The 24,955-nt window shown below is 69.0% G+C and carries 20 protein-coding genes; 8 read left to right on the top strand and 12 right to left on the bottom strand.

Annotation, left to right across the window (positions count from 1 at the left end; translation table 11 throughout):
* Positions 1-193 precede the first annotated feature (193 nt).
* From FJ887_RS16100 to FJ887_RS16085, 4 genes are all read right to left on the bottom strand, one after another.
* Complete coding sequence (locus FJ887_RS16100) at positions 194-1,693, bottom strand: LCP family protein (RefSeq protein WP_137824142.1); 1,500 nt, start codon at positions 1,691-1,693, stop codon at positions 194-196.
* A gap of 279 nt (positions 1,694-1,972) precedes the next feature.
* Positions 1,973-3,121: an acyl-CoA dehydrogenase family protein gene (locus tag FJ887_RS16095; protein ID WP_137824143.1), complete on the bottom strand. Its 1,149-nt coding sequence runs from the start codon at positions 3,119-3,121 to the stop codon at positions 1,973-1,975.
* A gap of 36 nt (positions 3,122-3,157) precedes the next feature.
* The gene (gene purE / locus FJ887_RS16090) at positions 3,158-3,697 is read right to left on the bottom strand and encodes a 5-(carboxyamino)imidazole ribonucleotide mutase (RefSeq protein ID WP_137824144.1); all 540 of its coding nucleotides are present in this window, start codon (positions 3,695-3,697) and stop codon (positions 3,158-3,160) included.
* 1 nt (position 3,698) lies between these two features.
* Entirely contained in the window at positions 3,699-4,874 is a 1,176-nt protein-coding gene (locus FJ887_RS16085) for a 5-(carboxyamino)imidazole ribonucleotide synthase (protein WP_284711335.1), read from the bottom strand.
* A 231-nt stretch (positions 4,875-5,105) separates the two neighbouring features.
* Between FJ887_RS16085 and FJ887_RS16080 the strand changes: the two genes are divergently transcribed.
* Positions 5,106-5,726: a GtrA family protein gene (locus tag FJ887_RS16080; protein WP_137824146.1), complete on the top strand. Its 621-nt coding sequence runs from the start codon at positions 5,106-5,108 to the stop codon at positions 5,724-5,726.
* Here FJ887_RS16080 and FJ887_RS16075 read toward each other — a convergent pair.
* Together FJ887_RS16075 and FJ887_RS16070 are read right to left on the bottom strand one after the other, a co-directional pair.
* The gene (locus tag FJ887_RS16075) at positions 5,686-6,864 is read right to left on the bottom strand and encodes an alkaline phosphatase family protein (protein ID WP_137824147.1); all 1,179 of its coding nucleotides are present in this window, start codon (positions 6,862-6,864) and stop codon (positions 5,686-5,688) included. The two genes, FJ887_RS16080 and FJ887_RS16075, sit on opposite strands and share 41 nt — an antisense overlap.
* On the bottom strand, positions 6,864-7,451 hold the full coding sequence (locus tag FJ887_RS16070) for a DUF5998 family protein (protein WP_137824148.1): 588 nt from the start codon (positions 7,449-7,451) through the stop codon (positions 6,864-6,866). The genes FJ887_RS16075 and FJ887_RS16070 overlap by 1 nt, the downstream gene beginning before the upstream one ends.
* Positions 7,452-7,524: 73 nt before the next feature.
* Between FJ887_RS16070 and FJ887_RS16065 the strand changes: the two genes are divergently transcribed.
* From FJ887_RS16065 to FJ887_RS16055, 3 genes are all read left to right on the top strand, one after another.
* The gene (locus FJ887_RS16065; RefSeq protein ID WP_137824149.1) at positions 7,525-10,197 is read left to right on the top strand and encodes a bifunctional acetate--CoA ligase family protein/GNAT family N-acetyltransferase; all 2,673 of its coding nucleotides are present in this window, start codon (positions 7,525-7,527) and stop codon (positions 10,195-10,197) included.
* Positions 10,198-10,467: 270 nt separating this feature from the next.
* Complete coding sequence (locus tag FJ887_RS16060; protein WP_137824150.1) at positions 10,468-11,022, top strand: TetR/AcrR family transcriptional regulator; 555 nt, start codon at positions 10,468-10,470, stop codon at positions 11,020-11,022.
* Positions 11,023-11,219: 197 nt separating this feature from the next.
* Complete coding sequence (locus tag FJ887_RS16055) at positions 11,220-13,889, top strand: DNA gyrase/topoisomerase IV subunit A (RefSeq protein WP_137824151.1); 2,670 nt, start codon at positions 11,220-11,222, stop codon at positions 13,887-13,889.
* 116 nt (positions 13,890-14,005) lie between these two features.
* Here FJ887_RS16055 and FJ887_RS16050 read toward each other — a convergent pair whose 3' ends face one another.
* Together FJ887_RS16050 and FJ887_RS16045 are read right to left on the bottom strand one after the other, a co-directional pair.
* Positions 14,006-15,652 (bottom strand): adenylate/guanylate cyclase domain-containing protein, encoded by a 1,647-nt coding sequence (locus FJ887_RS16050; RefSeq protein WP_249356393.1) that lies wholly within the window; start codon positions 15,650-15,652, stop codon positions 14,006-14,008.
* On the bottom strand, positions 15,618-16,577 hold the full coding sequence (locus tag FJ887_RS16045; RefSeq protein ID WP_137824152.1) for a biotin--[acetyl-CoA-carboxylase] ligase: 960 nt from the start codon (positions 16,575-16,577) through the stop codon (positions 15,618-15,620). The genes FJ887_RS16050 and FJ887_RS16045 overlap by 35 nt, the downstream gene beginning before the upstream one ends.
* Positions 16,578-16,644: 67 nt before the next feature.
* On the opposite strand from FJ887_RS16045, the gene FJ887_RS16040 reads away from it, so the two are divergent.
* Together FJ887_RS16040 and FJ887_RS16035 are read left to right on the top strand one after the other, a co-directional pair.
* Entirely contained in the window at positions 16,645-18,225 is a 1,581-nt protein-coding gene (locus FJ887_RS16040) for an acyl-CoA carboxylase subunit beta (RefSeq protein WP_137824153.1), read from the top strand.
* Positions 18,222-18,557 (top strand): hypothetical protein, encoded by a 336-nt coding sequence (locus FJ887_RS16035; RefSeq protein ID WP_249356396.1) that lies wholly within the window; start codon positions 18,222-18,224, stop codon positions 18,555-18,557. The genes FJ887_RS16040 and FJ887_RS16035 overlap by 4 nt, the downstream gene beginning before the upstream one ends.
* A gap of 43 nt (positions 18,558-18,600) precedes the next feature.
* Here the strand turns inward: FJ887_RS16035 and FJ887_RS16030 are convergent, their stop codons facing one another.
* The 3 genes from FJ887_RS16030 to FJ887_RS16020 are packed head-to-tail and all read right to left on the bottom strand — an operon-like array spanning position 18,601 to position 21,479.
* Positions 18,601-19,377 carry a TetR/AcrR family transcriptional regulator gene (locus FJ887_RS16030; protein WP_137824154.1) on the bottom strand — a complete coding sequence of 259 codons (777 nt, stop codon included), beginning with the start codon at positions 19,375-19,377 and terminating at the stop codon, positions 18,601-18,603.
* Positions 19,378-19,424: 47 nt separating this feature from the next.
* Positions 19,425-20,222, bottom strand: coding sequence for a carbon-nitrogen hydrolase family protein (locus FJ887_RS16025; protein ID WP_137824155.1), 798 nt, complete (start codon positions 20,220-20,222; stop codon positions 19,425-19,427).
* A 60-nt stretch (positions 20,223-20,282) separates the two neighbouring features.
* On the bottom strand, positions 20,283-21,479 hold the full coding sequence (locus FJ887_RS16020; protein WP_137824156.1) for an MFS transporter: 1,197 nt from the start codon (positions 21,477-21,479) through the stop codon (positions 20,283-20,285).
* A 162-nt stretch (positions 21,480-21,641) separates the two neighbouring features.
* Between FJ887_RS16020 and FJ887_RS16015 the strand changes: the two genes are divergently transcribed.
* Both FJ887_RS16015 and FJ887_RS16010 read left to right on the top strand, forming a co-directional pair.
* On the top strand, positions 21,642-23,321 hold the full coding sequence (locus FJ887_RS16015; RefSeq protein ID WP_137824157.1) for a DUF885 domain-containing protein: 1,680 nt from the start codon (positions 21,642-21,644) through the stop codon (positions 23,319-23,321).
* Positions 23,322-23,412: 91 nt separating this feature from the next.
* Positions 23,413-24,108, top strand: a complete 696-nt coding sequence (locus FJ887_RS16010; protein ID WP_140955608.1) for a GntR family transcriptional regulator — start codon at positions 23,413-23,415, stop codon at positions 24,106-24,108.
* Between the two features lie 26 nt (positions 24,109-24,134).
* On the opposite strand, the gene FJ887_RS16005 is transcribed toward FJ887_RS16010, so the two are convergent.
* The gene (locus FJ887_RS16005; protein WP_137824159.1) at positions 24,135-24,923 is read right to left on the bottom strand and encodes an aspartate/glutamate racemase family protein; all 789 of its coding nucleotides are present in this window, start codon (positions 24,921-24,923) and stop codon (positions 24,135-24,137) included.
* Positions 24,924-24,955 lie beyond the last annotated feature (32 nt).

Below are 24,955 nucleotides of genomic sequence, written 5' to 3'. Positions count from 1 at the left end.
ACTTCACCGTCGGCATACGGTGGGCGACCCCAACATCTCAAAATTGTTACACATTTCCGGCGTGTCAGAGTGGAAAAATAACGAACGAGGAAAGTTACACCGGTGTGGTTCCCAGTGTTGACAGGCGACACACCGTGCGAAAGTTTTTTCGCCGAGGCGTTCTCAGGTCGTCATCGACCGGGTCGCCGGAGCCTCACGGGACGTAGCAGATCGCCCGTGCGTCGGACTCTTCACCCTCGTCAGGAGTGGTGTCGCCGGTGCCGGATGCCGTCACCGCGGCACCGGTGCCGATGTCCGCGGACACGCCCGCCCCGACGCCTGCCGGCATCGCGAGCGCCTGGGTCTGCTTCTCAGCGTCCTTGGAGGCAGCGTCGATCTTCTCGGCAACCAGGCGCCGCGCCTCGGCGAAGTCCGGTTGTGATGGTGTCACGCGCGGCGGAGTGAGGTCAAGCGACTCGATCTTCTGGCTCTTGACCTTGAGCGCGAGGTCGACGAAGGTGTCGACCTGCGTCGACGGGATGTCCGTCGACAGGGCGCCGGGAGTCGCCTTCGCGATGTCCTGGTAGCGGGTGAGCACGGTGGCCGGGTCGAGCTGCTTGACCATCGCCTCCTGGACGCACCGCTGCCGGATCATCCTCTCGTAGTCGCTCGAGAACTCGCGGGACCGGGCGTACCAGAGCGCGTGATACCCGTCGAGCTTCTGCTCTCCGGGTTCGATCCACCCCTTGACCGGTCCGTGCTTGCCCGTCGTCGGGTCGACCTTCGAGGAGATCGGGACGCGTTTGCCCGAGACGATGGTGATGCCGCCGAGGGAGTCGATGAGGTTCTCGAAGCCCTTGAGGTTGATCATCGCGTAGTACTGGACCTCAAGGCCGGTCACGGCGGACACGGCGTCCATCGTCGCCTGCTCGCCGGCCCGCTGCGGGTCCTCGAACTTGTCCTTGTACTTCTCACCCTGCTGGAACACGGCGTTGAGCAGGCATTCGCTGCCGCAGTTGAAGCCCTGCGGGTAGACCGAGGCCAGCGGTGAGCCCTCGGCGAAGGGAACGTTCTGCATGTTGCGCGGCAGGCCGATGATGACGGTCTTGCCGGTCTCCGCGTCGATCGAGACGAGTGACAGGGAGTCGGGGCGGATGCCGGTCCTGCCCTTGCCGGCGTCCGAGCCGAGGAGCAGGATGTTGTAGCGTCCGTCGACGGGCTTGGCGACCTTGCCCGAGGCGAAGAGGTCGCTGACGAGCCCGCGCTGGCTGTTGAGCATGTTCGTCCCCCAGGCCAGCGGCCCGACGACGATGAGCATGAGCGCGCAGAACGCGGCGAGGAAGCGCGGACGGGCCTTCTTCGACAGTGTGACCAGCCGGATGCGGCGGATTGTGTCGATGAGGCAGACGAACCAGTTGAGCCCGACGATGGGCACCCAGATCGTGAGGAACGTGAGGATGATCGGGTTCGTGCCGATCGTGAACGCGAACGTGCGATTGATGAGGATCGCGATGACAGCGACGATGAGGAGCAGCCAGCTGAGCGCGGTGATCGACAGGGAGACCCGCGCCCAGCGCCGGCTGCGGAAGAGCAGCTGGACCCCACCGGGCAGGAGGATGGTGACGAGAAGCAGCAACCACGCCCGGACGTCCCTCGTCGGCTGCGAGGCGTACGACGGATAGTGAATGGGGTCGATGTACTTCGTCTCGGCCACTGCCTCACCTTCGTCTCACGCGCTTCTCGCAGCAGCCGTTCGCGGCCGCGCCAGTGACCACTCTGCCAAAGCTTCGTCAGAGTCCACTGTGTTCATCCATTGTGTCGCGTGGACGCCGTGGATTCCCGCACCTGGGATCTGCGCATGTCGCGGCGCCTCAGTGTTTCTCCTCACACTGCCTCAGCGGGAGGCAGACCACGTGTCCGCCTCCCGCTGCGGTCCCGCGTCGGTCGCGCTGCCGGGTGCGCGACTGCCGGCGGCGCGGCCGGGCAGCTCGCGCTAGCCGAGCAGCTGGCGACCCATGACGAGGCGCTGGATCTGGTTCGTGCCCTCGTAGATCTGGGTGATCTTCGCGTCGCGCATCATCCGCTCGACGGGGTGGTCGACGACGTAGCCGGCCCCGCCGAGGAGCTGGACGGCGTCGGTCGTGATCTCCATCGCGGCATCCGAGGCGAACGCCTTCGCGGCGGCCCCGAAGTACGTGAGGTCGGCGTCGCCGCGTTCGCTCTTCGCCGCCGCGGTGTAGGTGAGCTGACGCGCGGCCTCGAGCTTCATGCCCATGTCGGCGAGCATGAACTGGATGGCCTGGAAGTCGGCGATGCGCTTGCCGAACTGCTGGCGCTCCTTGACGTAGCCCAGCGCGTAGTCGAGTGCGCCCTGGGCGATGCCGACGGCCTGGGCGGCGATCGTCACGCGCGTGTGGTCGAGGGTGCGCAGTGCGATCTTCAGGCCCTCCCCCGGGGCGCCGACGATGCGGTCGCCGGGCAGCCGGACGTTGTCGAAGAGCAGCTCTCGGGTCGGCGAGCCCTTGATGCCAAGCTTGCGCTCCTTCTCACCGAACGTGAAGCCCTCGTCGGACTTCTCGACGACGAACGCGGAGATGTTGCGTCCGCGGGCGCCGTCGGGATCGGTCACGGCCATGACCGTGTAGTACTCGGAGACGCCGGCGTTGGTGATCCACGTCTTCACGCCGTTGAGCACCCAGTCATCGCCGTCGCGGGTCGCCCGCGTCGTCATCGAGGCGGTGTCGGAGCCGGCCTCGCGTTCGGACAGCCCGTAGGAGAATCCGGCCTCGCCGCGGGCGACGGGGGTGAGGTACTTCTCCTTGATCGCGTCGTCTCCGCCGAGCTGGACGGGCATGCTGCCGAGCTTGTTGACCGCGGGGATGAGCGAGGACGAGGCGCAGGCGCGCGCGACCTCTTCGATGATGATCGCCACCGCCAGGGCATCGGCTCCGACTCCCCCGTACTCTTCGGGGATGTGGGCGGCGAAGAAGTCGGTCTCGACGAGCGCGTCGTGGGCTTCCTGCGGGTACCGGGACTCGGCGTCGACCTCGGCCGCGAAGGGCGCGATCCGCTTCTCGACGACGTCGCGCACCGCCGCGCGGATCTCTTCGTGCTCGTCACTGGGCTGGTAGAGGTCGAACATCGTGCTCCTTTGACTGATCGATCGTTCAGTCAACAATTATTGCCCGAGTGCCGCCCCTTTGTCGAGGGCGACCTGGCGGAGGGTGGCCCGGTAGTCGTCGAGTCGGCCGCGGAGGGCGAGCGCCTCGGCGTCGGTGCCGGCGGCGAGGATCCGTGCCGCAAGCAGTCCTGCGTTCTTCGCTCCTCCGATCGAGACCGTCGCGACGGGCACGCCGCCGGGCATCTGGACGATCGAGAGGAGGGAGTCCATGCCGTCGAGGTGCTTCAGCGGCACGGGCACCCCGATGACCGGCAGGGACGTCATCGATGCGATCATCCCCGGCAGGTGCGCCGCGCCCCCGGCCCCGGCGATGATGACGCGCAGTCCGCGGTCGGCCGCAGTCCGCGCCCACTCGATCATGTCCTCGGGCATGCGGTGGGCCGAGACCACCTCGGCGGTCGAGGCGATGCCGAGTTCGGTGAGCGCCTCAGCGGCGGCCCGCATCGTCGGCCAGTCCGAGTCCGATCCCATGACGATCCCGACGGGGACGCTCGCCGAGGCGGTCGCCTCGTCGGTCTGCTGCGTGGAGGTGGTCATGTCAGTCCCTTTCCTCGGCTGAGGTCGCGCGGGGCGCGCTGTCGTCCGCGCCCTCCGGAGTGAGATCGGTCGGTGTCGGCAGGCTCGGGTGCGGGTCGACGTCGACGCCGGCGATGAAGTCCGCGGCGTGCCGGGCTCGGGCGAGGACGAGCGCGCGATCGGCGCCGTACGCGTTGACGTGTCCGACCTTCCGCCCCGGGCGCACGCCCTTGCCGTAGAGGTGGACCTTGACGTCGGGGTCGTGGGCCATGACGTGGAGGTAGGGATGGTAGAGGTCCTCGTGGTCGGCGCCGAGGATGTTGACCATGACCGAGACCTCGTCGCGGGCCGCGGGGCTGCCGAGCGGCAGGTCGAGAACGGCGCGCAGGTGCTGTTCGAACTGGCTCGTCACCGAGCCGTCCTGGGTCCAGTGCCCGGTGTTGTGGGGGCGCATCGCGAATTCGTTGATGAGGAAGCCGTCCGGGGTCTCGAACATCTCCATCGCCATCACCCCGGTGACGTCGAGGGCACCGGCGACGGTGAGGACCGCCTCGGTGATCGCGGTCGCCTTCTGCCCGGGCAGACCGGGGGCCGGAGCGATCGCCTCTTTGCACACGCCGTCCTGCTGCCAGGTCTCGACGACCGGCCACACGGCCGTCTGACCCATCGGGGACCGACCGACCATGACGGCGAGCTCCCGGGTGAAGTCGACCTTCTCCTCGGCGAGGAGGACGGGGACCTCGGCGAGCCATTCGGTGACCTCGGCGAGGTCGGAGATGACGCGCACGCCCTTGCCGTCATAGCCCCCGCGCGGGGTCTTGAGGATGAAGGGCAGACCCGCCTCGGCGGCGAAGGCCTCGGCATCGGCGAGGCTGCCGATCTCCGCCCACCGGGGGTTGGGCAGGCCGAGTTCGTCCATCTTCCGGCGCATGAGGATCTTGTCCTGGGCGAAGATGAGCGCCTGCGGTCCCGGGCGGACGGCGTGCCCGGCGGCGACGAGGGCCTCGAGGTGCTCCGGCGGGACGTGCTCGTGGTCGAAGGTGATGACGTCGACGGTCTCGGCGAAGGCCTTGAGCGTCGCAAGATCCGTGTAGTCGCCGACCGTGACGTCGTGGATGACCTGCGCGGCGGGGGCGTCAGCGGACTCGGAGAGGACGGCGAATCTCACGCCGAGGGCTTCGGCGGCGGGGGCGAGCATGCGGGCGAGCTGACCGCCGCCGATGACGCCGATGGTAGGAAAAGTCACGCCTGCCATCCTATCGCGGGGCCGCTCCGAACGGTGCGCGAGGGCAGTCCTCCGGCTCCCGTCGGCTCCCCTGTCCGCTGCGGACGCCCCTGTCCGCAGGGAACGCCGATCCGGCTGTCGTACGATGACCTCGGGTCTCCGCCCACGAGCCAGGAGACCACGAGCCGCGAGATGAGGAGGGACATGGGACGCACCCGGTCCGAGCTCTCCCGTCTGGCGAAGTTCACCGCCGTCGGGACGATCGCGTTCCTCGTCGACCTCGGCGTCTTCAACCTCATCCTCTTCACCACCGACATCGGTCCGCTCATCCCCAAGGTCGTGTCCGTGGCGGCGGCGACGACGGTGAGCTGGCTCGGCTCCCGGCACTGGACGTTCCGCGACGGCCGCACGAGCCGGCCCTGGCGCGAGGCGATCGGCTTCTTCCTCGTCAACCTCGCCGGGCTCGGCATCGCCGGCCTCTGCCTCATCGTCAGCCATTACGTCATGGGCTGGACCTCGCCCCTGGCCGACAACATCTCCGCCAACGTCGTCGGCGTGCTGCTGGGCAACATCTTCCGCTACATCATGTACAGCCGCGTCCTCTACCGCGTTCCCGGCACGACCTCGCCGAGGCGGGCCATCGTCGCGACCGACGACAGCGACGCGAGCGCCGACGACGACTGCGACAGCGTCGCGAGCGCCGACGACGCCGCGAGCGGCACCGCTGAAGACATCGCGACCGACGACGGCACTGACGCCAGTGCTGCAGTCCCGCGGACCGGCGTCAGACGACGAGGAGCGGGATCTCGAGTTCGCGTGCCGTAGTCGCCCCGTGATGGCCGATGAGCGCGAGGGCCGAGGCTGACTCCGTCTCCGAATCGACGACGGCGAAGCCGTCGGTGCAGATGACGACGACGTCCCCGATGCGCCCGCGGACCCGGGGATCGACGGGACCGAAGTAGTTCCGCCGCACCGCGTCGGCCTGCGGCAGGACGAGCGCCCGCTCCCCCAGCGTCTCCGTCCACGCCGCCGCGACATCGCCGGCGGCGCCGGGCTGCGCATAGAGGTGGAGGGCCCGCGGCTCCCCGCCGAGGTGGCGCAGACCGGCCTTGAGCTCGGGAGCGTCGACGAGGTCGAGGCGGGTGTCGTGGTCGACGTCGACCATCCCGTGGTCGGCGGTGACGATCATCGCCGCATCGCCCGGCAGGTCCTGGGCGAGCCGGGACAGGGCGAGGTCGATGCGTTCGAGCTCCTCGGTCCACTGCGCCGAGTTCGAGCCGTGGACGTGCCCGGTCTTGTCGAGTCCGCCCCAGTAGAGGTAGACGAGCCGGGTGCCCGGGGCCCGCACCTCGGCGAGTGCCTGCGCGCACCGCTCCTCGAGCGTCTTCGACGCCCGGAACCGGCCCCCGCGCAGGGAGGCGCGGTTGAGTCCGCGACCGGCGAACTTCGCCTCCCCGAGGCTGACGACGTCGACTCCGGCGGTCTCCAGGCGCTCGAAGAGCGTGGCGTCGGGCACCCAGCTCACGGGATCGACGTCGAGATCCCACGTCAGCTGGTTGAACACCGCGTCCTTCGCGGGGTCGAGCAGCCGGTAGCCGACGACGCCGTGGGCCCCGGGCAGCCTGCCGGTGGCGAATGAGGACAGGGAGTTCGCCGTCGTCGACGGGAATCCCGTCGACACGGTCCGCCGCTGGCCGGCCAGGGACCGGAAGAACGGGGTGTAGCCGCTGTCGCGGGCGAGCAGCTGCTCGCCGAGGCCGTCGATGAGGACGACGATCGCGGTGCGCACCTCGCGGTCGAGTCCGAGGCGCTGCGCGCGCCGGGCCGCGGTGTCATCGAGGACGCCGCCGGCGCCGAGGCTGAGCGCCGCAGCCGGGACGACATCGGAGAGAAGGGGACTGCCGTAGTCGGGAGGAGCGAGCAGGCTCGCGGTGGGGACCTGGTGCGAGGGGAGGTCGGCCATCAGCGCCGCGACCGGAGGCGGGCGTGGAAGACGGCGGCGCGCAGGCGGTCGGCGAAGTCGGCGATGCGGTCGACGGCGGCCTGTCCTTCGGCTTCGGCGGAGACGCGGAGGAGGACGTCCTCGGCGAAGATCGACCCCCCGTACCCGTGGTCGCCCATGCAGTCCGGGTCACCGCAGGTCTCCGGGAACGCCTCGATGCGCCGGGCAGCACCCCACGACAGCGTCAGCGAGACCTCGACCGGGGCGTCGCCCGGGGCATACGAGGCGGGGTCGGCGAAGGTGCGCCCGACCATGACGGTGCCGAGGCGCTCGAGTTCGATGTCCTCGCTGCTCGTCACCGCCCGCGCCTTGCCGCCGGGAGCCACGGCGGGGTCATCGTCGACGTGGGCGAGGAGGAGACGGGTCTCGGTGAGGACGAACGCCGTGACGTGCCGGTGGATCGATTCGATGTCGACGTGGGTGTCGATGTGGACGAAGTGGCTGAGCACCGGTTCGTCGTAGAGGGAGTCGGCGAGGATCCCCTCGGTGAGCTGCGGGTAGTAGCCGGCCGATTGGAGATCGCGGACGAGGACGTCGGGTAGAGACATGCCCACCATTGTGCCGTACTCGCACACCCGTTCCCAGCCGCGAACGCACCGGTCGGGCACCTATGCTTGGGGTATGGAAGACTATCCTGCCGCGTGGGAGGCCGACGTCGTGCTGCGCGACGGCGGCACCGCGCACCTGCGTCCGATCGTTCCCGACGACGCCGAGGCGCTGTCCCGGATGCACGAGTCGCAGTCGCCGGAGTCGATCTACCTCCGCTTCTTCGCGCCCCTGCCCAAACTGCCCAAACGCGACCTCGACCGCTTCGTCAACGTCGACCACCACGACCGGGTGGCGCTCGTGATGACGATCGGCGACGACATCATCGGGGTCGGCCGCTACGACAAGATCTCCCCGGGCACCGCGGAGGTCGCATTCAACATCGCCGACGCCCACCAGGGCCGCGGGATCGGCTCGATCCTCCTCGAGCACCTCGCCGCGGCCGCCCGGGAATCGGGGCTGCGCAAATTCACCGCCGAGGTGCTCCCCCAGAACCGCTCGATGCTCCAGGTCTTCCAGGCCGCCGGCTACGAGGTCAGCCGCGGCTTCGACGACGGGGTCGTGGCCGTGAGCTTCGACATCGACCCCACCGCCCGCTCGCTCGAGGTCCAGGCCACCCGCGAGCACCGTGCTGAGGCCAAGAGCGTGCGCACCGTCCTCCATCCCGCCTCGGTGGTCGTCATCGGCGCCAGCCGCAAGCGCAACTCCACGGGCAACCTCCTCATCCGCAACATCGTCTCCGCGGACTTCAAGGGCGAGCTCTGGGTCGTCCACCCCGAGGCCGACCAGGTCGCCGGCGTCCCGGCGTACCCGAGCCTCGCCGAGCTGCCGGGCACCGCCGACCTCGCCGTCATCGCCGTGCCCGCGGAATCCGTCACCGAGGTCGTCCAGGAGTGCGCCGCCCACGGCGCCAAGGGCGTGCTCGTCATCTCCTCGGGCTTCGCCGAGACCGGCCGCGCCGGTGCCGAGCTCCAGCGCCAGGTCGTCGCGACCTCGCGGGCGTACGGCATGCGGCTCATCGGGCCGAACTCCTTCGGCATCGTCAACGAGGCCGAGGACGTCTCCCTCAACGCCTCACTCGCCCCGTTCCTCCCCGAACCGGGCACCCTCGGCCTGTTCAGCCAGTCCGGGGCGCTCGGCACGGCCCTGCTCGCGGCGGCGAAGACGCGGGGCTTGGGCATCTCGACGTTCGTCTCGGCCGGCAACCGCGCCGACATGTCCGGCAACGACGTCCTCCAGTACTGGGAGGAGGATCCGGCGACGAAGACCGTCGGCCTCTACCTCGAATCGATCGGCAACCCGCGGAAGTTCTCCCGCATCGCCCGGCGCGTCTCCCGCGTCAAACCCGTCATCGTCGTCAAGTCCGATGTCACCGGGCGTGAGCTGCCGCCCGGCCACGTCGTGCGCACGTCCTCACTCGCCCCGCACACCCTCGACCAGGTGCTCGGCCAGGCCGGGGTGGTCAGGGCCGACACCGTCCACCAGCTCTTCGACCTCGCTCAGGTGTTCTCGACCCAGCCGCTGCCGGCGGGGCGCCGGGTCGGTGTCATCGGGAACTCCGCCGCGCTGTCGACCCTCATCGTCCAACGGGCCCGGGCAGAAGGGCTGAGCGTCGAATCCGCGACCGTCTCCCTCCACCCCGAGGTCGATGCCGAGACCTTCGGCGAGAGGCTCACCGCGATGTACGACCGGGACGACATCGATTCCGTCATCGTCAACTTCACGCCCTCGGCCGGAGCCGAGGAGAGCGAGATCGCCGCGGTGCTCGCCGAGACCGCCGCCCGGTCGTCGAAGACGACGGTGGCCTGCTTCCTCGGCATCCTCGGCGTCCAGGACGAGCTCACGAGCTTCCTCACCGACTCCGACGGCAAGCGCGTGACCCACACCGTCCCGAGCTACGTGGGTCCCGAGGATGCCGTGTGGGCGCTCGCGCGGGCGACGGACTACGCCCGGTGGCGCTCGGCCGATCACGGCAACTTCCTCGAGATCGAGGACCTCGACGACAAGGGCGTGCGCGACATCGTCGACGCCGCGCTCACCGATGCGCGGCCCGGCTGCCCCGTCGTCCTCGAGCGCGATCAGGCCAGGGCGCTCCTCGACTGCTACGGAATCGAGACGATGCCCTACATCACGGCCGCCTCGGTGGACGAGGGGCTCAAGGCGGCCGAGACGCTCGGCTACCCGGTCGCGCTCAAGGCGGTGACGAAGGCCCTGCGCCACCGCATGGAGCTCGGCGGGGTGCGGCTCAACATCGACACCCCCGACGAACTCGTCGAGGACTTCACGGCCCTCCAGGCCCTCATCGAATCGCTCGGGGCCGACGAGGAGCCCCTCGTCGACGTCCAGGCGATGGCCCCGCCCGGGGTGCCGTGCGTGATCCGCGCCGGCGAGGACCGGCTGCTCGGGCCGATGCTCTCGTTCTCTCTGGCCGGGGACACGACCGAGCTCCTCGGCGATGTCGAGCACCGCGTCTCCCCGCTCACCGACAAGGACGCGGGTGAGATGATCCGCGCGATCAAATCCTCGCCGAGGCTGTTCGGCTACCGAGGTCTGCCCCCGGTCAACATCGATCCGCTCATCGACGTCCTCGAGCGCCTCTCCGTCCTCGTCGAACGCCATCCGCAGATCCTCGACGTCGAGATGCACCCGATCGTCGCGACCGAGACCGACAGCTACATCCTCAGCGTGCGGATCTCGCTGCTCGCGGACGCGACCCGGATCGACACGACAAGGCGACTGCTCAGCTGACCTTGCTGACATGGACCTTTATCGGGTGAGATCGCGCCGGACCTGCGAATTCGACCCGATAAGTGGGAACCGACTGTCAGTTTGGCGCGTCTTATACCAATTCCGGCACCGAACCTGTAGTGTCTGATTCCGTTCCTCCATGAATAATTATCGTTTTGTGCCATTCAACGAGAAGGTGAAAACGTGACATGGCAGTGAGCAGTGTTCGTCCTTCACCGTCAGCAGGCACCCTTGATCGGGAACAGCCGCATGAGAGCGAGGCTGAGAGTATTGATTTCGCGTAAAGATGTCGTCACGGATTCCGCGATCGCCGTCGTCGCCGAACAGGGAGTCCGCGGACTCACCCATCGGGCCGTCGATGCGATGGCGGAGCTGCCGGTCGGTTCGACGTCCAACGTCTACCGCACCCGCGACGCCCTCATCACCGGGATCATGGAGAGGATCGGCGAACTCAACGCCCGTCGCCTCGAGCGACTCCTCGACACTGCAGGAAACGACGAGACCACCCAGCTCGATGCCGCGGTCGGCCTGTGCATGGAGCTGCTGACCACCGACCGCAGCCGCTTCTACACCTCGGTGATGCTCGGCCTCGATCCCGCGCTGCCGACCGAGGCCGTCGCCGCGAAGCAGGCGAACATGGACCAGGTCGACGCCTTCGTCGCCCGACTCAGCGGCGTCGAGCCCGACCTGGCGAAGCGGATCTCGAGTTCGGTGCTCGGGATGATGATCACCGAGCTGATCTCGGGCACCGCGAGCCGCGAGCGGGTCGAGAAGTACATCAGCGAGCTCGACAAGTGGCTGCGCGCCGAATTCGCCTCCGCCTGAGCTGAGGTGCGCCCCGCCGGTCTCGGCCTGACTGCCCCGCGCATCGGGGCTGAGCGTCCGGTCGGCGTGAGCTCTGCGCGGAATCCGACACGAACCGGCGCAGTTGAGCCGGGGAACCCTGCCAGAACGCTAGAATCGACGGGTGCCGTCGTCAGTGCTCGACGGCGCTGCAGTGTTCCACGTGTCGAAGGAGTTCCATGACCGAAGGCAGAGTCATCGATGTCGACGTCTCGGCGGAGATGGAGAGTTCGTACCTCGAGTACGCCTACTCGGTCATCTACTCACGCGCGCTTCCCGATGCCCGCGACGGCCTCAAACCCGTGCAGCGGCGCATCGTCTACCAGATGGGCGACATGGGGCTGCGCCCCGACCGCGGCCATGTGAAGTCCTCGCGCATCGTCGGCGATGTCATGGGCAAGCTCCATCCCCACGGTGACACTGCGATCTACGACGCCCTCGTCCGGCTCAGCCAGGACTTCATCATGCGCGTGCCCCTCGTCGACGGCCACGGCAACTTCGGCACCCTCGACGACGGCCCCGCGGCCCCCCGCTACACCGAGGCCAGGCTGACGACGGCGTCGATGCAGATGATCGCCGGCCTCGACGAAGAGGTCGTCGACTTCGTCCCCAACTACGACAACACGCTCACCCAGCCCGAAGTCCTGCCGAGCGCGTTCCCCAACCTCCTCATCAACGGCGCCTCGGGCATCGCGGTGGGCATGGCGACGAACATGGCCCCGCACAATCCCGGCGAGGTCATCGCCGCGTGCTGCCACCTCATCCGCAACCCCGAGGCCGATCTCGCCGAGCTCATGCGCTTCATTCCGGGTCCCGACCTGCCCACGGGCGGGCGGATCATCGGACTCGACGGCGTGCGGGAGGCGTACGAGACGGGGCGCGGGACGTTCCGCACCCGTGCGACGGTCTCGATCGAGAACATCAACGCCCGGCGCAAGGGCATCGTCGTCACCGAGCTGCCCTACCTCGTCGGCCCGGAGAAGGTCGTCGCGAAGGTCAAGGACGCGGTCGGGGCGAAGAAGCTCACCGGCATCGCCTCGATCGACGACTACTCGGACCGGAAGAACGGTCTGCGGCTCGTCATCGGGATCAAGAACGGGTTCAACCCCGAAGCCGTGCTCGCCGAGCTCTACCGGCAGACGCCGCTCGAGGAGTCCTTCGGCATCAACAACGTGTGCCTCGTCGAGGGCCAGCCGCGCACCCTCGGACTCCGCGACCTCCTCACTGTCTACCTCTCCCACCGCATCGACGTCGTGCGTCGGCGCACGGTGTTCCAGCTGCGCAAGGCCAAGGACCGCCTCCACCTCGTCGAGGGTCTGCTCATCGCGATCCTCGACATCGACGAGGTCATCCAGCTCATCCGCTCCTCCGACGACGCCGCGACCGCACGGACCCGGCTCATGGACGTCTTCGATCTCTCGGAGCTCCAGGCCACGTACATCCTCGATCTGCAGCTGCGGCGCCTGACGAAGTTCTCCCGCCTCGAACTCGAAGCCGAACGCGATGAGCTCAAGAACCGCATCGAGTACCTCGAGGGTCTGCTCGCCGATGAGGCGAAGCTGCGTGAGCTCGTCGCCACCGAACTCGATGCCACCGCCGAGATCATCGGCACCCCGCGCCGGACCGTGCTCATCGAAGGGGCGATGAAGGAGCTCACGGCCAAGGGCAAGAAGGCCCCGGAGAACCTCAAGATCGCCGACGCCCCGACCCGGGTGCTCCTCTCGACGTCGGGACGCATCGCGCGGACCTCCGACGCCGCCGTGCTCGCCCGGTCGGGCAAGCGCGCCAGCCACGATGCGCTCGTCTCGGAGATCGTGACGACGACGCAAGGCCGGATCGGTGCGGTGACGTCGACCGGCCGGCTCCACATGGTCGATGTCGTCGACCTCCCGGCGCTGCCCCCGGGAGCGGCGCGACCCAACGTCGCCGGCGGGGTGAAGATCGCCGAGTACATGGCGCTGGAGAAGTCCGAGAAGGTCATCGGGCTCATCGACCTCGACCGCGAGTTCCTCCTCGGCACCGCCGAGGGCGTCGTCAAGCGGGTGTCGGTGGCCGGACGGCCGAACAAGTCCGAGTGGGATGCGATCGCCCTCAAGGGCAAGGACGCCGTCATCGGCATCGCCCAGCCGCGGGAGATCGATGCGTCGCGGGCCGTGTTCGTCACCTCGAACGCCCAGCTGCTCGCCTTCGACGCCTCGGGACTGCGGGCGCAGGGCTGGAACGCCTCCGGCGTCGCCGGCATCAAGCTCGCCGCCGAGGCGACGGCGATCTTCTTCGGCGCCGTCCCCGCCGAACCCGATGAGGAGATGGCGCTGTCGGTCGTGACGATCGCCAGCGGAGAGAACTTCTACGGCGCCCCGTCGTCGTCGATCAAGGTCAGCGAGTTCGTCGAGTTCCCGACGAAGGGCCGGGCGACCGCCGGTGTGCGGGCCCACAAGTTCCTCAAGGGCGAGACCGAGCTCTCGCTCGCGTGGGTCGGCGACTCACCGCAGGCGGCAGCCTCGGCCGGCGGTGCGCGGACCCTGCCGACCGAGATGTCGAAGCGCGACGGCTCGGGCTCCCCGCTCGAGTCGAAGATCGATGTCATCGGCACGCTCCCCCGCCTCGGCGGTCCGGATGATGTCGCAGCCGCAGGTGATGGTGCGGACTTCGGTGACGCAGGCTCCGGGGACACCGGGGCCGATGCCGTGGCGGCGCAGGCACCGGGGACGGGAGGCTTGGCGACGAGCCTCGACGGCTTCGACCTCGACGTCGACGACGCGCGCGAGGCGATCGCCCGCGCCCGCATCGACACCGACAACGGCGTCATCGTCTCCCACGACGAAGACGACGACTCCGCGCTCTTCTGAGTCGCGGGGCGCCCTTGTGAAAGCCGGGGCGCCCGTCTGAGTTCCGAGCGCGCGACGCGCTCACACCTGTGGACTCAGGCCTCGAGACTCAGGCCTCGGAACTCAGCCCACGGGGCTCAGCTCTCGTCGTCGAGGTCGAGCTTCATCCGCGCCGCCGTGCCGCGCAGCATCTGGCAGATGCCCGTCTCCCCGAGACCCTGGAGGGTCAGCGATCCCCGAGGTTCGAAGACGTAGGCGTCGGAGGTCGACAGCACACGCGCGGTCTCCTCGTCGGTGAAGATCGTTCCGGGCTCGGCGACGGCCGTGAGCCGGGCGGCGAGGTTGACGCTCGAGCCGAAGATGTCGCCGAGGCGGGAGAGCACCCTCCCCCACACGAACCCGACCCGCGCCTGGGGCAGATCGGCGGCCGCGGACACGCGCTCCATGAGGGTCATCGCGATCTCGGCGCCGGCCATCGGCGTCTCGGCGGCGAAGAACACCTCGTCGCCGACGGTCTTGATGATCCGCCCGCCCCCGGTGGCAACGATGTTGTAGCAGATGCCCTGGAACTCCTGGACCATGTTCGCCAGCTGCCTCGGCTCGAGCTTCTGCGACAAGCGCGTGTAGGAGACGAGGTCGATGAACCCGACCGCCCGCGCCAGCGGCATCGACGAGTCGTACCAGCCCTGCCGGTTGTCCATCGCGAGACCGTCGGACACGTTGACGTTGAGGCGGCCCATCACCTCGGCGAGGTTGCGCCGCCACGAATACACGAGCATCTTCTGCATCGGATCGATGAGGTCCTCGATGACCTCGAGCGCCTCCCGCCGGGCCTCGGGCTCGCTCATGCCCTTCTCCTCGGTGAGGTACTCAACGAGCGTCTCCATCTGCCACACGACGAGCCGGTCCGTCGTCTGCCCGATCGCGCGCGCCAGCGACAGCGCCGTCTCCTGGTCGATGAGCCCGTCGGCCACCGGCTTCGCCCACATCCGCAGCGCATGCGCATCGCTGACCGTGTACGCCTTGTCGTGCTCATCGGTCTGCGACATCCCGAGCGCCCGCCACATCTTCCGCGCCGAGACCGTCGAGATGCCGCCGAGCTTCGCCGCTTCGCGACGATCGAGCACGCGCTTGCCGTCGAGGAGGATCTCCTCGAGGCGTTCGGCAGCACTCCGGGTCTCGTAGATCGGATCGTCGTCGGTGTCCTCGTCGACGATGCTCAGCGCCGAGGTGCGCGGGTCCTCGTGCAGGCCGCCGAAGAAGTCGGACGACATCGGCTTCCCGGTCTGCTGTGCGGTCGTGTTCGGCTCGGAGGCGTCGTCGTCTTCGCCTGCCTCCTCCGACCCGGACTCCGCTGACTGGATGACCGGCATCACCGAGGTGGCCGGCAGTTCGGCATCGCCTGTGGCCTGGGGTGCCTGCCCGTGATCGTCGTCTTCTGCCGTGGCGTGTGACGCGGAATCGTCATCGTCGCCGGTCTGTGCGGGCTCGACTCGGGCCGGCGTCGAGCGCGCCGGTGCGGATGGAGCGGCCTGAGCGACCGGTTCCGGCGCACCCACGGGTTTCGGCGGTGCCGATGCGGCCGGGGTCGCAGCCTCCGGCGTCGTCTGCGCGCGATCTTCGCTCACGGCATCGTGTGACGCGTCGCCGTCCCCGCGCAGGTGCGCGCCGCTGCTCGCCCGCACCACGGGACGCGACTGCGGGTCGCGTTCGACGATGCCGCCCGTCCGGTCCCGACGGGCCGAGCCGTCACCGGTCATCGCTGCGTCGTCCCACTGCTGCATTCGCCGCACCAGTCCCGGCCTCCGGTCCGGTCCCGTCGGCCGGAGCCGCCGGGCGCAGATGGTGGACGTCGCCGGCACTGACCGAGACCCGATCGTCGATGACGAGGTCACCCGTCGCGTCGAGGCCCGTGGCCTCACCGACGAGGAAGCTGCCGTCGGGGCGTTCGACCTTGACCCGCGTCCCGAGCGTCACCATTCCCGCCCGCACTCTCGCGGCGAACGGGCTGCGACCGAAGTCCTCTCCATACTCTGCCAACTCCCTCAGGCCGGGAACAAGTGTGCTGAGAATCGACAGTAGCAACCGTTCATGATCGATCTCTGAACCCGCGACGCCGAGCTCGATCGCCAGTGAGCTCGCGTCCTCCCGCGGCAGGTCCGCAGGTTCGAGACGCGTGTTCGTCCCCATCCCGAGGACGATGCGCGGACCCTCCGGCGTCGTCTCGATGCGGGCGAGGATCCCGCACAGCTTCCTGCCGTCTGCGGTGAGCACATCGTTGGGCCATTTGAGCACGGCGGGCACCCCCGCCTCGGCGATCGCCGCACGCACTGCCTCACCGGTGATGAGCGGGATCCAGCCCCACGTGCGCACGGGTGTCGTCGGGGTGAGCAGGATCGAGAACGTCAGCGAGCGGCGCGGCGGCACGGTCCATGTGCGCCCGAGTCGGCCGTGGCCCGCACTCTGGAAATCGGTGCCGAGGATCGTCAGCTCCGCCAGCCCCGCAGCGGGGGCGTCACCGGCGAGGTCACGGACGACCTGCGGGGAGGCGGTCACCTCGGCGGGATGGTGGACCAGGGCCGCGAGCGCATCGTTCGTCGACGGACTCGACTCGTCCCAGATGACGAGCGGAAGGTCGATTCCGATGGCCTCCGCACGGGCGCGGAGCGATTCGACATCGACGAGGAAGGGCGCGTGTTGGCTGGTCACCAGACCACTCTAGATTCTTTTGGTGGGAGTGCACAATGAACTCGGCTCCCCTCGATAGGGTGGGAGCATGACGGAAACCCCACGCACCACCGCCGATCGCATCGACGCCTTCCTGACGCGTCGGGACGCGGCCCACACCGGCAACGAGAAGTCGGTGGAGAACCAGCACAAGCGCGGCAAGCAGACAGCCAGGGAGCGCATCGACCAGCTCCTCGACGAGGGCTCGTTCCAGGAGATCGACGAATTCGCCCGGCACCACAACACCCAGTTCGGGATGGAGAAGAACCGTCCCGACGGTGACGGCGTGGTGTGCGGTCTGGGCACGATCGACGGAAAGACCGTGGCCGTGTTCGCGCACGACTTCACCGTGCTCGGCGGGTCACTCGCCGAGGCGAACGGCCGGAAGATCGTCAAGGTCCAGAAGCTCGCGCTCAAGCTCGGCTGCCCGATCATCGGCATCAACGACTCCGGCGGCGCCCGCATCCAGGAGGGTGTGGGATCGATCGCGCTGTTCGCCGAGATCTTCCGCCTCAACGTCGCCTCCTCCGGCGTCATCCCCCAGATCTCGCTCATCATGGGCCCCTCGGCCGGCGGCGCGGTCTACTCCCCCGCCCTCACCGACGTCACGATCATGGTCGACAAGATCAGCCACATGTATATCACCGGTCCCGACGTCATCAAGACCGTCACCGGTGAGGAGGTCGGCCATGAGGAGCTCGGCGGCGGCCGGACGAACAACACCGTCTCCGGCAACGCCCACTACCTCGCCAGCGACGAGGAGGACGCCCTCAACTACGTCCGCGACCTGCTCTCCTTCCTCCCGCAGAACAACCTCGATCCCGCCGACGCCGACGTCTTCGAGTCCGACCTCGAGCTCACGCCTGAGGACGAGGCGCTCGACACCCTTATGCCGGACTCGCCCTCGCAGCCCTACGACATCCTCGACGTCGTCACCACGGTGCTCGACGACGGTGAGTTCCTCCAGGTCTCCGAGCTCTTCGCACCGAATGTCGTCACCGGCTTCGGCCGTGTCGAAGGGGTGAGCGTCGGCGTCATCGCCAACCAGCCCATGCAGCTGGCCGGCACCCTCGACATCGACGCTTCGGAGAAGGCGGCCCGGTTCGTCCGCCTCTGCGACGCGTTCAACCTGCCGATCCTCACCTTCGTCGACGTGCCGGGCTTCCTCCCGGGCACCGACCAGGAGCTCGGGGGCATCATCCGCCGCGGGGCCAAGCTCATCTACGCCTACGGCGAGGCGACGGTTCCGCTCATCACGCTCATCACCCGCAAGGCCTACGGCGGCGCGTACTGCGTCATGGGGTCGAAGCAGCTCGGCGCCGACATCAACCTCGCGTGGCCGTCGGCGCAGATCGCAGTCATGGGCGCCCAGGGGGCGGCGAACATCGTCTACCGGCGCAGGCTCAAGGCCGCCGAGGAGGCCGGAGAGGACGTCGATGCGCTCCGCGCCGACCTCATCCAGGACTACGAGGACGCCCTGCTCAACCCGTACCTCGCGGCCGAGGAGGGCTACATCGACGCCGTCATCAAGCCGAGCGAGACCCGCAACCGGATCGTCCGCGCGCTGCGTGCCCTGAAGAACAAGCACGTCGACGCGCCGGCGCGCAAGCACGGTAACATCCCCCTATGAGCACGGATGCGCAGTCAGATCCCCGAAGCGCCGAGGCGGTCGGGGCCGACCAGGCCCCGGCGGGCGCGGCGCCTGCGACGGTGCCCTCGGTCGAGGACCGCGCGCAGGTGCGCGCCGACGACGGCCAGCCGGTGAGCGACGAGATGGCCAGTGCCGCCGCGGTGGCCGCCGTCGTCGCGATCCGCCAGGTCGCCCTCGCCTATGCCGCGCACCAGGCCGAAGCCCTCGCCGAGGTGGAGACGAAGAAGCACGACCGCGCGGGCTTCAATGCTCCGCGCCGCAACGTCCGCAGGCGGCTCCCACAGACGTGGACGCAGCCGCTCGGCCGCTGAGCACTCGCTGACGCCGCCCTGCTGTTCGGCACGGAGGGCGTCGTCAGCCCTCGCCGAAGATCGTGCGCAGCTCGTCGAAGAGGTCGTGGATGATCGGCGCCGGGTCGCCTTCGACGCGGCGCAGCCGCACGAAGGTCGCTTTGATCGCCATCATCGCCAGCGCCGCGAGGACCTCGGCCTTCGGTGAGACCGGCGGTCCGTCGTCGACCGTGCAGCGGCCGACGGCACCCGGGTCCTCCCCGCGGGCGGTCCCCTCGGCGGCACCGAGCGTGTCGAGCCGTCGCTGGATCATCTCGCGGAAGAGGCGTTCGTTCTCGCCCATCCGCGACATCTGCGCCTGCATGAGCGCGGGCTCCTGTTTGAGGATCTGATGGTACTGATGGCGCTCCTCGCGGTGACTGAGCCGGGTGCGCACGACCCCGGCGAGCAGCCGCTCGAGGTCCTCGAGCAGCCGGCCCGTCGGTCCCCCGGCTTCGAACACGGCGATCGCCGGTTCGTCCTCGTCGTCGAAGACCGTGTCCGCCCGCCCGAGGAGTGCCTCCTCCTTGCTCGAGAAGTAGTTGAAGAAGGTGCGCCGGGAGACCCCGCAGCGCTCGCAGATGTCCTCGATCGTGACGTTGGCGAACCCCTTCTCCAGGGTCAGTTCGATCGCGGCCCGGCGCAGTGCGCGCTGGCGTTCGCGCTTCTTCCGCTCACGCAGGCCCTCCTTCGGGGCTGTCTCCTCCGGCGGAACTGCTCTCTCCTGCGGAGCTGTCCCCTCGTGCGGGGAGACGGAGTCCTCTCCGGAGTCGACGTGCGCAGGGCTGTCGGTGATCGCCATGCCCTCATTCTCCCACTCTGCCCGGGTGCGCGAGTCCGCGATGGGGTCTAGTACCCGAGCTTCGCATTCGCGAGGACGGGCAGCGCTTCGGCGGCCTCATCGGCGAGTCCGAGGTCGAGGTCGACGATCTCGAGGGCCTCCTCTCCGCCGAGGGCGACGATGACGTGCCCGAACGGATCGGAGACGAGACTGTGACCGACTCCCGTCGGCCCCTTCGGAGGCACGGCCACGCCGCTGACCTGCGGATCGGCCTGTCCGACGGCGACGACGAACATGTTCGAGTCGACCGCCCGCGCCCGGGCCAGCAGCTCCCACTGCTCGACCTTCCCCGGCCCCGCACCCCACGATGCGGAGACGATCGCCAGGCGCGCGCCTCGGCGACTGAGTTCGGCGAAGAGCTTGGGGAAGCGGATGTCGTAGCAGATGGCGATGCCGACGTCCTCGCCGCCGAGGGCGACGAGGGCCGGGTCCTCCCCCGCCTCGACGGTGTCGGACTCCTTGAACCCGAACGCGTCGTAGAGGTGGATCTTCGCGTATTCGGAGCGCGTGCCGTCCGGGGCGTAGACGGCGAGGAGATTGACGACCTTGCCGGCGGAGACGGCGAACTCCCCGACGACGATCGCCGTGTCGGTGTCGGCGGCGAGCAGGGTGAGAGCCTCACGCCAGCCTGCGGATTCGCGTTCGGCGATCTCGGCCAGACCCGACCCGAACGCCGACATCGTCGCCTCGGGGAAGATGACGACCTCGGCACCGTCAGCAGCGGCCCGCCCCGCATAGTCGCGCACCTTCTCGAGGTTGCCGGCGACATCGGTGGTCGTGTTGATCTGGGCGAGTCCGAGCTTCATCCTCATCCTCCGTGGGCAGTCGGTGACGTGCTCTCAGGCTACTCGGATCACCAGCCTGCGTCATCCGACGAACTCGCGTCCGGGCCGGCCGCCGCGTCCGCGGCCGTGGACGACTGAATAGACGAGCATTGAGACGACGACGAGTCCGGCGCAGAGGAGGAACATCCCGCTGCCCCCGGTGAGCGGCATGAGCGCGCCGAGGATGATCGGGCCGATTCCCGAGCCCGCATCGAGGAGGAGGAAGAACGAGGCGGTGGCCACCGGGACCCGGGACATCGGCACGGACTTCACGGTGATCGTCTGGGCGCTCGGCATGAGGGAGCCGAAGCCGAAGCCGATGAGGATGCCGGCGCTGACGATGCCCGCCGTCGTCGGCCACAGGGCGAGGAGGACGTTGCCGAGGGCGTTGAGGATGAGCACTGGGTAGATGACGACGTTGTCGCCGTAGGCGTCCTGGATCCGCCCGACGAAGAGGCGGGCGATGAGGGAGGCCGCGGCGTAGGCGATGAAGAAGAGCGACGCGGCGCCGGGCACGCCGTTGTCGGCCGCGTAGCCGGCGAGGAAGACGAGGGCCGCGGCGAACGCGACACCGGCGATGAGCATGATGAGCCCGATGCGCAGACCGTCCCGGTCGACCATCGTGCGGGGATGGAGATGCCATTTCGTGTCCCGCTGGGCCTGACTGAGCTCCTGCTTCGGCAGGTCGAGGAAGAAGCAGAGGACGAGGGAGATGAGCGACATGATCGCCGAGGCGATGAAGAGGACGGTGAAGTCGAACTCGGCGGGCAGGAGCACGCCGAGGTAGGGCCCGAGCGCCGTCGACAGCGTCGTCGCGGTGCCGAAGTAGCCGGTGCCCTCCCCGCGCCGCGAGGCGGGGATGACCGACTGGATGGCCGTCATGATCGCCGTGTTCCCCGCCCCGAAGGCGACGCCGTGGATGAGGCGGATGACGATGAGGAGGGTGAGGGTGTCGGCGGCGATGTAGGCGAGGGACGCGAGGACGAAGACGCCCATCGAGATGACGAGCAGCTTGCGGCGGCCGATGAAGTCGAGATACTTGCCGGTGAGGATGCGGGCGACGACGGCGCCGACGATGAAGCTCGAGGAGGCGAAACCGGCTGCGGCCTGACCGGCGGAGAAGCGCGCGACCGCGTAACCGGCCATCGAGGTCATGAGCAGGTAGAAGACCATGGACATCGTGAGATTGAGGCCGATGCCCACGATGAAGTCCTTGGTCCACAGCTGTGCTCGTGCCACGTTCTCTACTCTCGATTCACGGTTGTCCGGGGGGGCGGGCTCAACCAGGCTATAGCTTCAGCGAATTCCCAGACGCCGCATTCCAGCCCGTGGCCGTGTGCCTCTCCTCATAGACTGTCGGCCCGGTCACGGGGTGTGTCCGGCCTCATATATGGTGAGGTCATGACTGAGAAGAGAACCCCGTCGGCCGTTGACGCCGTCGCCGAAGAGTACGTCGATCGCTCCCTCGCCCTCTCCCCCTCCCTCGCCCTCTACCTGGGGATCGACGGCGCGAAGGGCTTCGACGACTTCTCCCCCGCCGGACTCGCCGCCCACCACGACCTCACCGTGGAGACGCTTGCCAAGCTCGACGAGGTCGAGGCGAGCGCCGACCTCGACGACATCGATCGGGTGACGATCGACGCGATGCGCGACCGCCTCGGCGTCGACCGGGACCTCTACGAGGCCGGCTTCACGCATGCCAGCCTCAATGTCATCGCCTCCCCCGTCCAGGACATGCGCGACATCTTCGACCTCATGCCCACCGCCACCGTCGCCGACTGGGAGACCGTCGATGAGACGCTCGCGGCCATTCCCGCCTCCGTGGCCGGGTACGAGGAGTCGCTGGCCCTGGCCAAGGACCGCGGGCAGGTCGCCGCACGCATCCAGATCGAGAAGGTCATCGACCAGGTGCAGGCGATCGCCGGGGACGAGTCCCCGTATCTCGCCGTCATCGCCGGAGCCGACGACGTCGCCGAGGTGCCCCAGACGCTGCGCGATGACCTCGCCTCCCACGCCGAGGCGGCCCGCACCGCGTTCGCCGGACTCGCCGACTTCCTCGCCGCCGAGCTGCTCCCGATCGCCCCGGAGAACGAGGCGGCGGGCCGGGCCGCGTATGCCCTGCATTCGCGGGACTTCCTCGGCGCCGAGATCGACTTCGACGAGACGTATGCGTGGGGTCTGGCCGAACTCGAGCGCATCGACGCCGAGCAGCGGCGCGTCGCCGAGCAGATCATGCCCGGCGTCGACCTCTTCGACGTCATGAAGGCGCTCGACAAGGACCCCGAGCGCATGCTCGTCGGCAAGGAGGCCCTGCGCGAGTGGATGCAGGGAGTCGCCGACGAGGCGATCGCCGAACTCGGGAAGACCCATTTCGACATCCCCGAGCCCGTGCGCACGATCGAGTGCATGATCGCGCCCTCGTCGACCGGCGGAATCTACTACACGGGCCCGACCGACGACTTCTCCCGGCCGGGGCGGATGTGGTGGTCGGTGCCCGAGGGGGTCACCGAGTTCGCGACGTGGCAGGAGAAGACCACCGTCTACCACGAGGGCGTGCCCGGTCATCATCTCCAGGTGGGGCAGGCGACGTACGTCTCCGACACCCTCAACCGCTGGCGCCGGCTCATGTGCTGGGTCTCCGGGCACGGCGAGGGCTGGGCGCTCTACGCGGAGAAGCTCATGGCCGACCTCGGCTACCTCGACGACCCGGCCGACTACCTCGGGATGCTCGACTCGCAGCGCCTGCGGGCGGCTCGCGTCGTCCTCGACATCGGCTTCCACCTCGGCCTCGAGGCTCCCGAGAGCCTCGGCGGGGGCACGTGGGATCGGGAGAAGGCCTGGCAGTTCCTCACCGACAACGTCGCGATGGATCGCAGCTTCCTCGCATTCGAACTCGACCGCTACCTCGGCTGGCCGGGGCAGGCACCGAGCTACAAGATCGGTCAGCGCCTGTGGGAGCAGTTCCGCGATGAGGCGGCCGCCGAGGCGGGCGAGGACTTCGATCTCAAGGCGTTCCATTCGAAGGCGCTGGGTCTCGGGTCCGTCGGCCTCGACACCCTCGGCCGGGCGATGCGGCGCTGAGGCCGCGGACCTGCGTTCCGGCGCCGGCGCCCACCGTCCGCACGGCGGTGGGCGCCCGCGTCCGTGCCCGGCGAAGTGAGAGAATGAGCGCGTGAAGAACAACGACACCCCCCGATCGGAGACGCTGCGGGTCACCGAGGTGCTGCGCGGTGAGATCATCGACGGTCAGCGGGCGCCCGGCAGCCGCCTCGTCGAACGCAACCTCGCCTCCGAGCTCGGGGTGAGTCGGGTCCCGATCCGGGAGGCCCTCAAGCAGCTCGCGTCCGAGGGGCTCGTGACGCACCGGCCGAACACGTGGGCGACCGTGCGCGAGTTCTCCCCCAGCGATATCGCCGACCTCGCCGAGGTGCGTCAGGCCTTCGATCTCCTCTCCTTCGAACTCGCCGCCCAGCGTCACACCCGCGAGGGGCTGGAGCGGCTCGAGGCGACGATGACGGCCGGTCGCCGCCAGGCCGAGGCCGGTGACGCCGTGGGGGCGCACCGGTCCGCCGCGGACTTCCATGCCATCGTCACCGAGCTCTCGGGCAATCGGCTCCTCGTCGAGGTCGGCGAGCTCCTCGATTCCCGGATGCGGTGGCAGCTGAGCCAGCATGACGAGCTCGACGTCGTCGCCACCGAACACGCCGAGCTCTTCGATGCCATCGCCCACCGCGACATCGAACGGGTGCGCGCGCTGGCCTCCCACCATCTCGACACGAGCCGGCAGCAGCACGACAAGCACCGCGAACGTCTCGCCCATGAGCCGCGGGAGGGCTCCGACCCCGGCGGGGCCGCGGATTCGGACTGACGCCGCGGATTCGGGCTGCCCCGGCCTCAGGAGGCCCGGACGGCGGAGTCGTGCCTCGTCACGGTCTCCGGAGTCGCCGGGGACGCTCCGGCTCGTGCCGCGAAGGGCCAGCCGTCGAGGCGCTTGGGGCGGGCCGGGGCGTATGTGCGCACCTTCGATGTCGTCAGACCCAAGCCGACGAGCGCCTCGGCGAGTCTGACCGCGGCGGCCACGCCGTCGACGACGGGCACCGCGCAATGCTGTTCGATGACCTCAGCGAGGTCGGCCATTCCTCCGCAGCCGAGGACGATGGCCTCGGCGCGATCGGTCCCGACCGCGTCGGCGGCCGCCTCGGCGATCGCGGTCACCGCCCGATCGGGGTGGGCCTCGAGGTCGAGCACCGGCATCCCCGACGCCCGCACGGACGCGCAGTGCCGGTCGAGTCCGGCGAGCAGCAGGCGGTCCTCGATGAGGGGAACGGTGCGGTCGAGGGTGGTGACGACGGAGTACCGGCGCCCGAGCATCATCGCCAGCTGCGCCCCCGCCTCGGTGATGTCGACGACGGGGACGTCGAGGAGCTCCTGGAGAGCCTCACGGCCGTGCTCGCCGTATCCGGCCTGGATGACGGCGTCGTACTCTCCGGCGTAGCCGAGCACGGCATCCATGACGCCGAGCGCGGCGAGATGGCTCTCGACGTTGCCTTCGCAGGATTCGGCGCCGAAGGTCGGGGTGAGGCCGATGATCTCGGTGCCCGCCGAGGCGGCGTCACGGGCCGCGCGGGCGATGCCGGCGGTCATCGCCGCAGTGGTGTTGACGTTGACGACGAGGATTCTCATGGGCGCTGTCCTTCGCGGGGTCCGGTGGGTCT

The organism is Brevibacterium sp. XM4083, from assembly GCF_006489205.2.
In the GTDB taxonomy this organism is placed as follows: Bacteria; Actinomycetota; Actinomycetes; order Actinomycetales; family Brevibacteriaceae; genus Brevibacterium.
Note: the sequence above shows the minus strand (reverse complement) of the source record. Positions and strands in the feature narration are given on the sequence as shown.

What these genes read in the sequence shown, in the direction of transcription:
- FJ887_RS16095 (WP_137824143.1), bottom strand. Translation starts at nt 3,121, where the DNA reads ATGTTCGACCTCTACCAGCCCAGTGACGAGCACGAAGAGATCCGCGCG.
- purE (WP_137824144.1), bottom strand. Translation starts at nt 3,697, where the DNA reads ATGACCACCTCCACGCAGCAGACCGACGAGGCGACCGCCTCGGCGAGC.
- FJ887_RS16085 (WP_284711335.1), bottom strand. Translation starts at nt 4,874, where the DNA reads ATGCTCGCCCCCGCCGCCGAAGCCCTCGGCGTGAGATTCGCCGTCCTC.
- FJ887_RS16080 (WP_137824146.1), top strand. Translation starts at nt 5,106, where the DNA reads ATGGGACGCACCCGGTCCGAGCTCTCCCGTCTGGCGAAGTTCACCGCC.
- FJ887_RS16075 (WP_137824147.1), bottom strand. Translation starts at nt 6,864, where the DNA reads ATGGCCGACCTCCCCTCGCACCAGGTCCCCACCGCGAGCCTGCTCGCT.
- FJ887_RS16070 (WP_137824148.1), bottom strand. Translation starts at nt 7,451, where the DNA reads ATGTCTCTACCCGACGTCCTCGTCCGCGATCTCCAATCGGCCGGCTAC.
- FJ887_RS16065 (WP_137824149.1), top strand. Translation starts at nt 7,525, where the DNA reads ATGGAAGACTATCCTGCCGCGTGGGAGGCCGACGTCGTGCTGCGCGAC.
- FJ887_RS16055 (WP_137824151.1), top strand. Translation starts at nt 11,220, where the DNA reads ATGACCGAAGGCAGAGTCATCGATGTCGACGTCTCGGCGGAGATGGAG.
- FJ887_RS16050 (WP_249356393.1), bottom strand. Translation starts at nt 15,652, where the DNA reads ATGCAGCAGTGGGACGACGCAGCGATGACCGGTGACGGCTCGGCCCGT.
- FJ887_RS16040 (WP_137824153.1), top strand. Translation starts at nt 16,645, where the DNA reads ATGACGGAAACCCCACGCACCACCGCCGATCGCATCGACGCCTTCCTG.
- FJ887_RS16035 (WP_249356396.1), top strand. Translation starts at nt 18,222, where the DNA reads ATGAGCACGGATGCGCAGTCAGATCCCCGAAGCGCCGAGGCGGTCGGG.
- FJ887_RS16030 (WP_137824154.1), bottom strand. Translation starts at nt 19,377, where the DNA reads ATGGCGATCACCGACAGCCCTGCGCACGTCGACTCCGGAGAGGACTCC.
- FJ887_RS16025 (WP_137824155.1), bottom strand. Translation starts at nt 20,222, where the DNA reads ATGAAGCTCGGACTCGCCCAGATCAACACGACCACCGATGTCGCCGGC.
- FJ887_RS16015 (WP_137824157.1), top strand. Translation starts at nt 21,642, where the DNA reads ATGACTGAGAAGAGAACCCCGTCGGCCGTTGACGCCGTCGCCGAAGAG.
- FJ887_RS16005 (WP_137824159.1), bottom strand. Translation starts at nt 24,923, where the DNA reads ATGAGAATCCTCGTCGTCAACGTCAACACCACTGCGGCGATGACCGCC.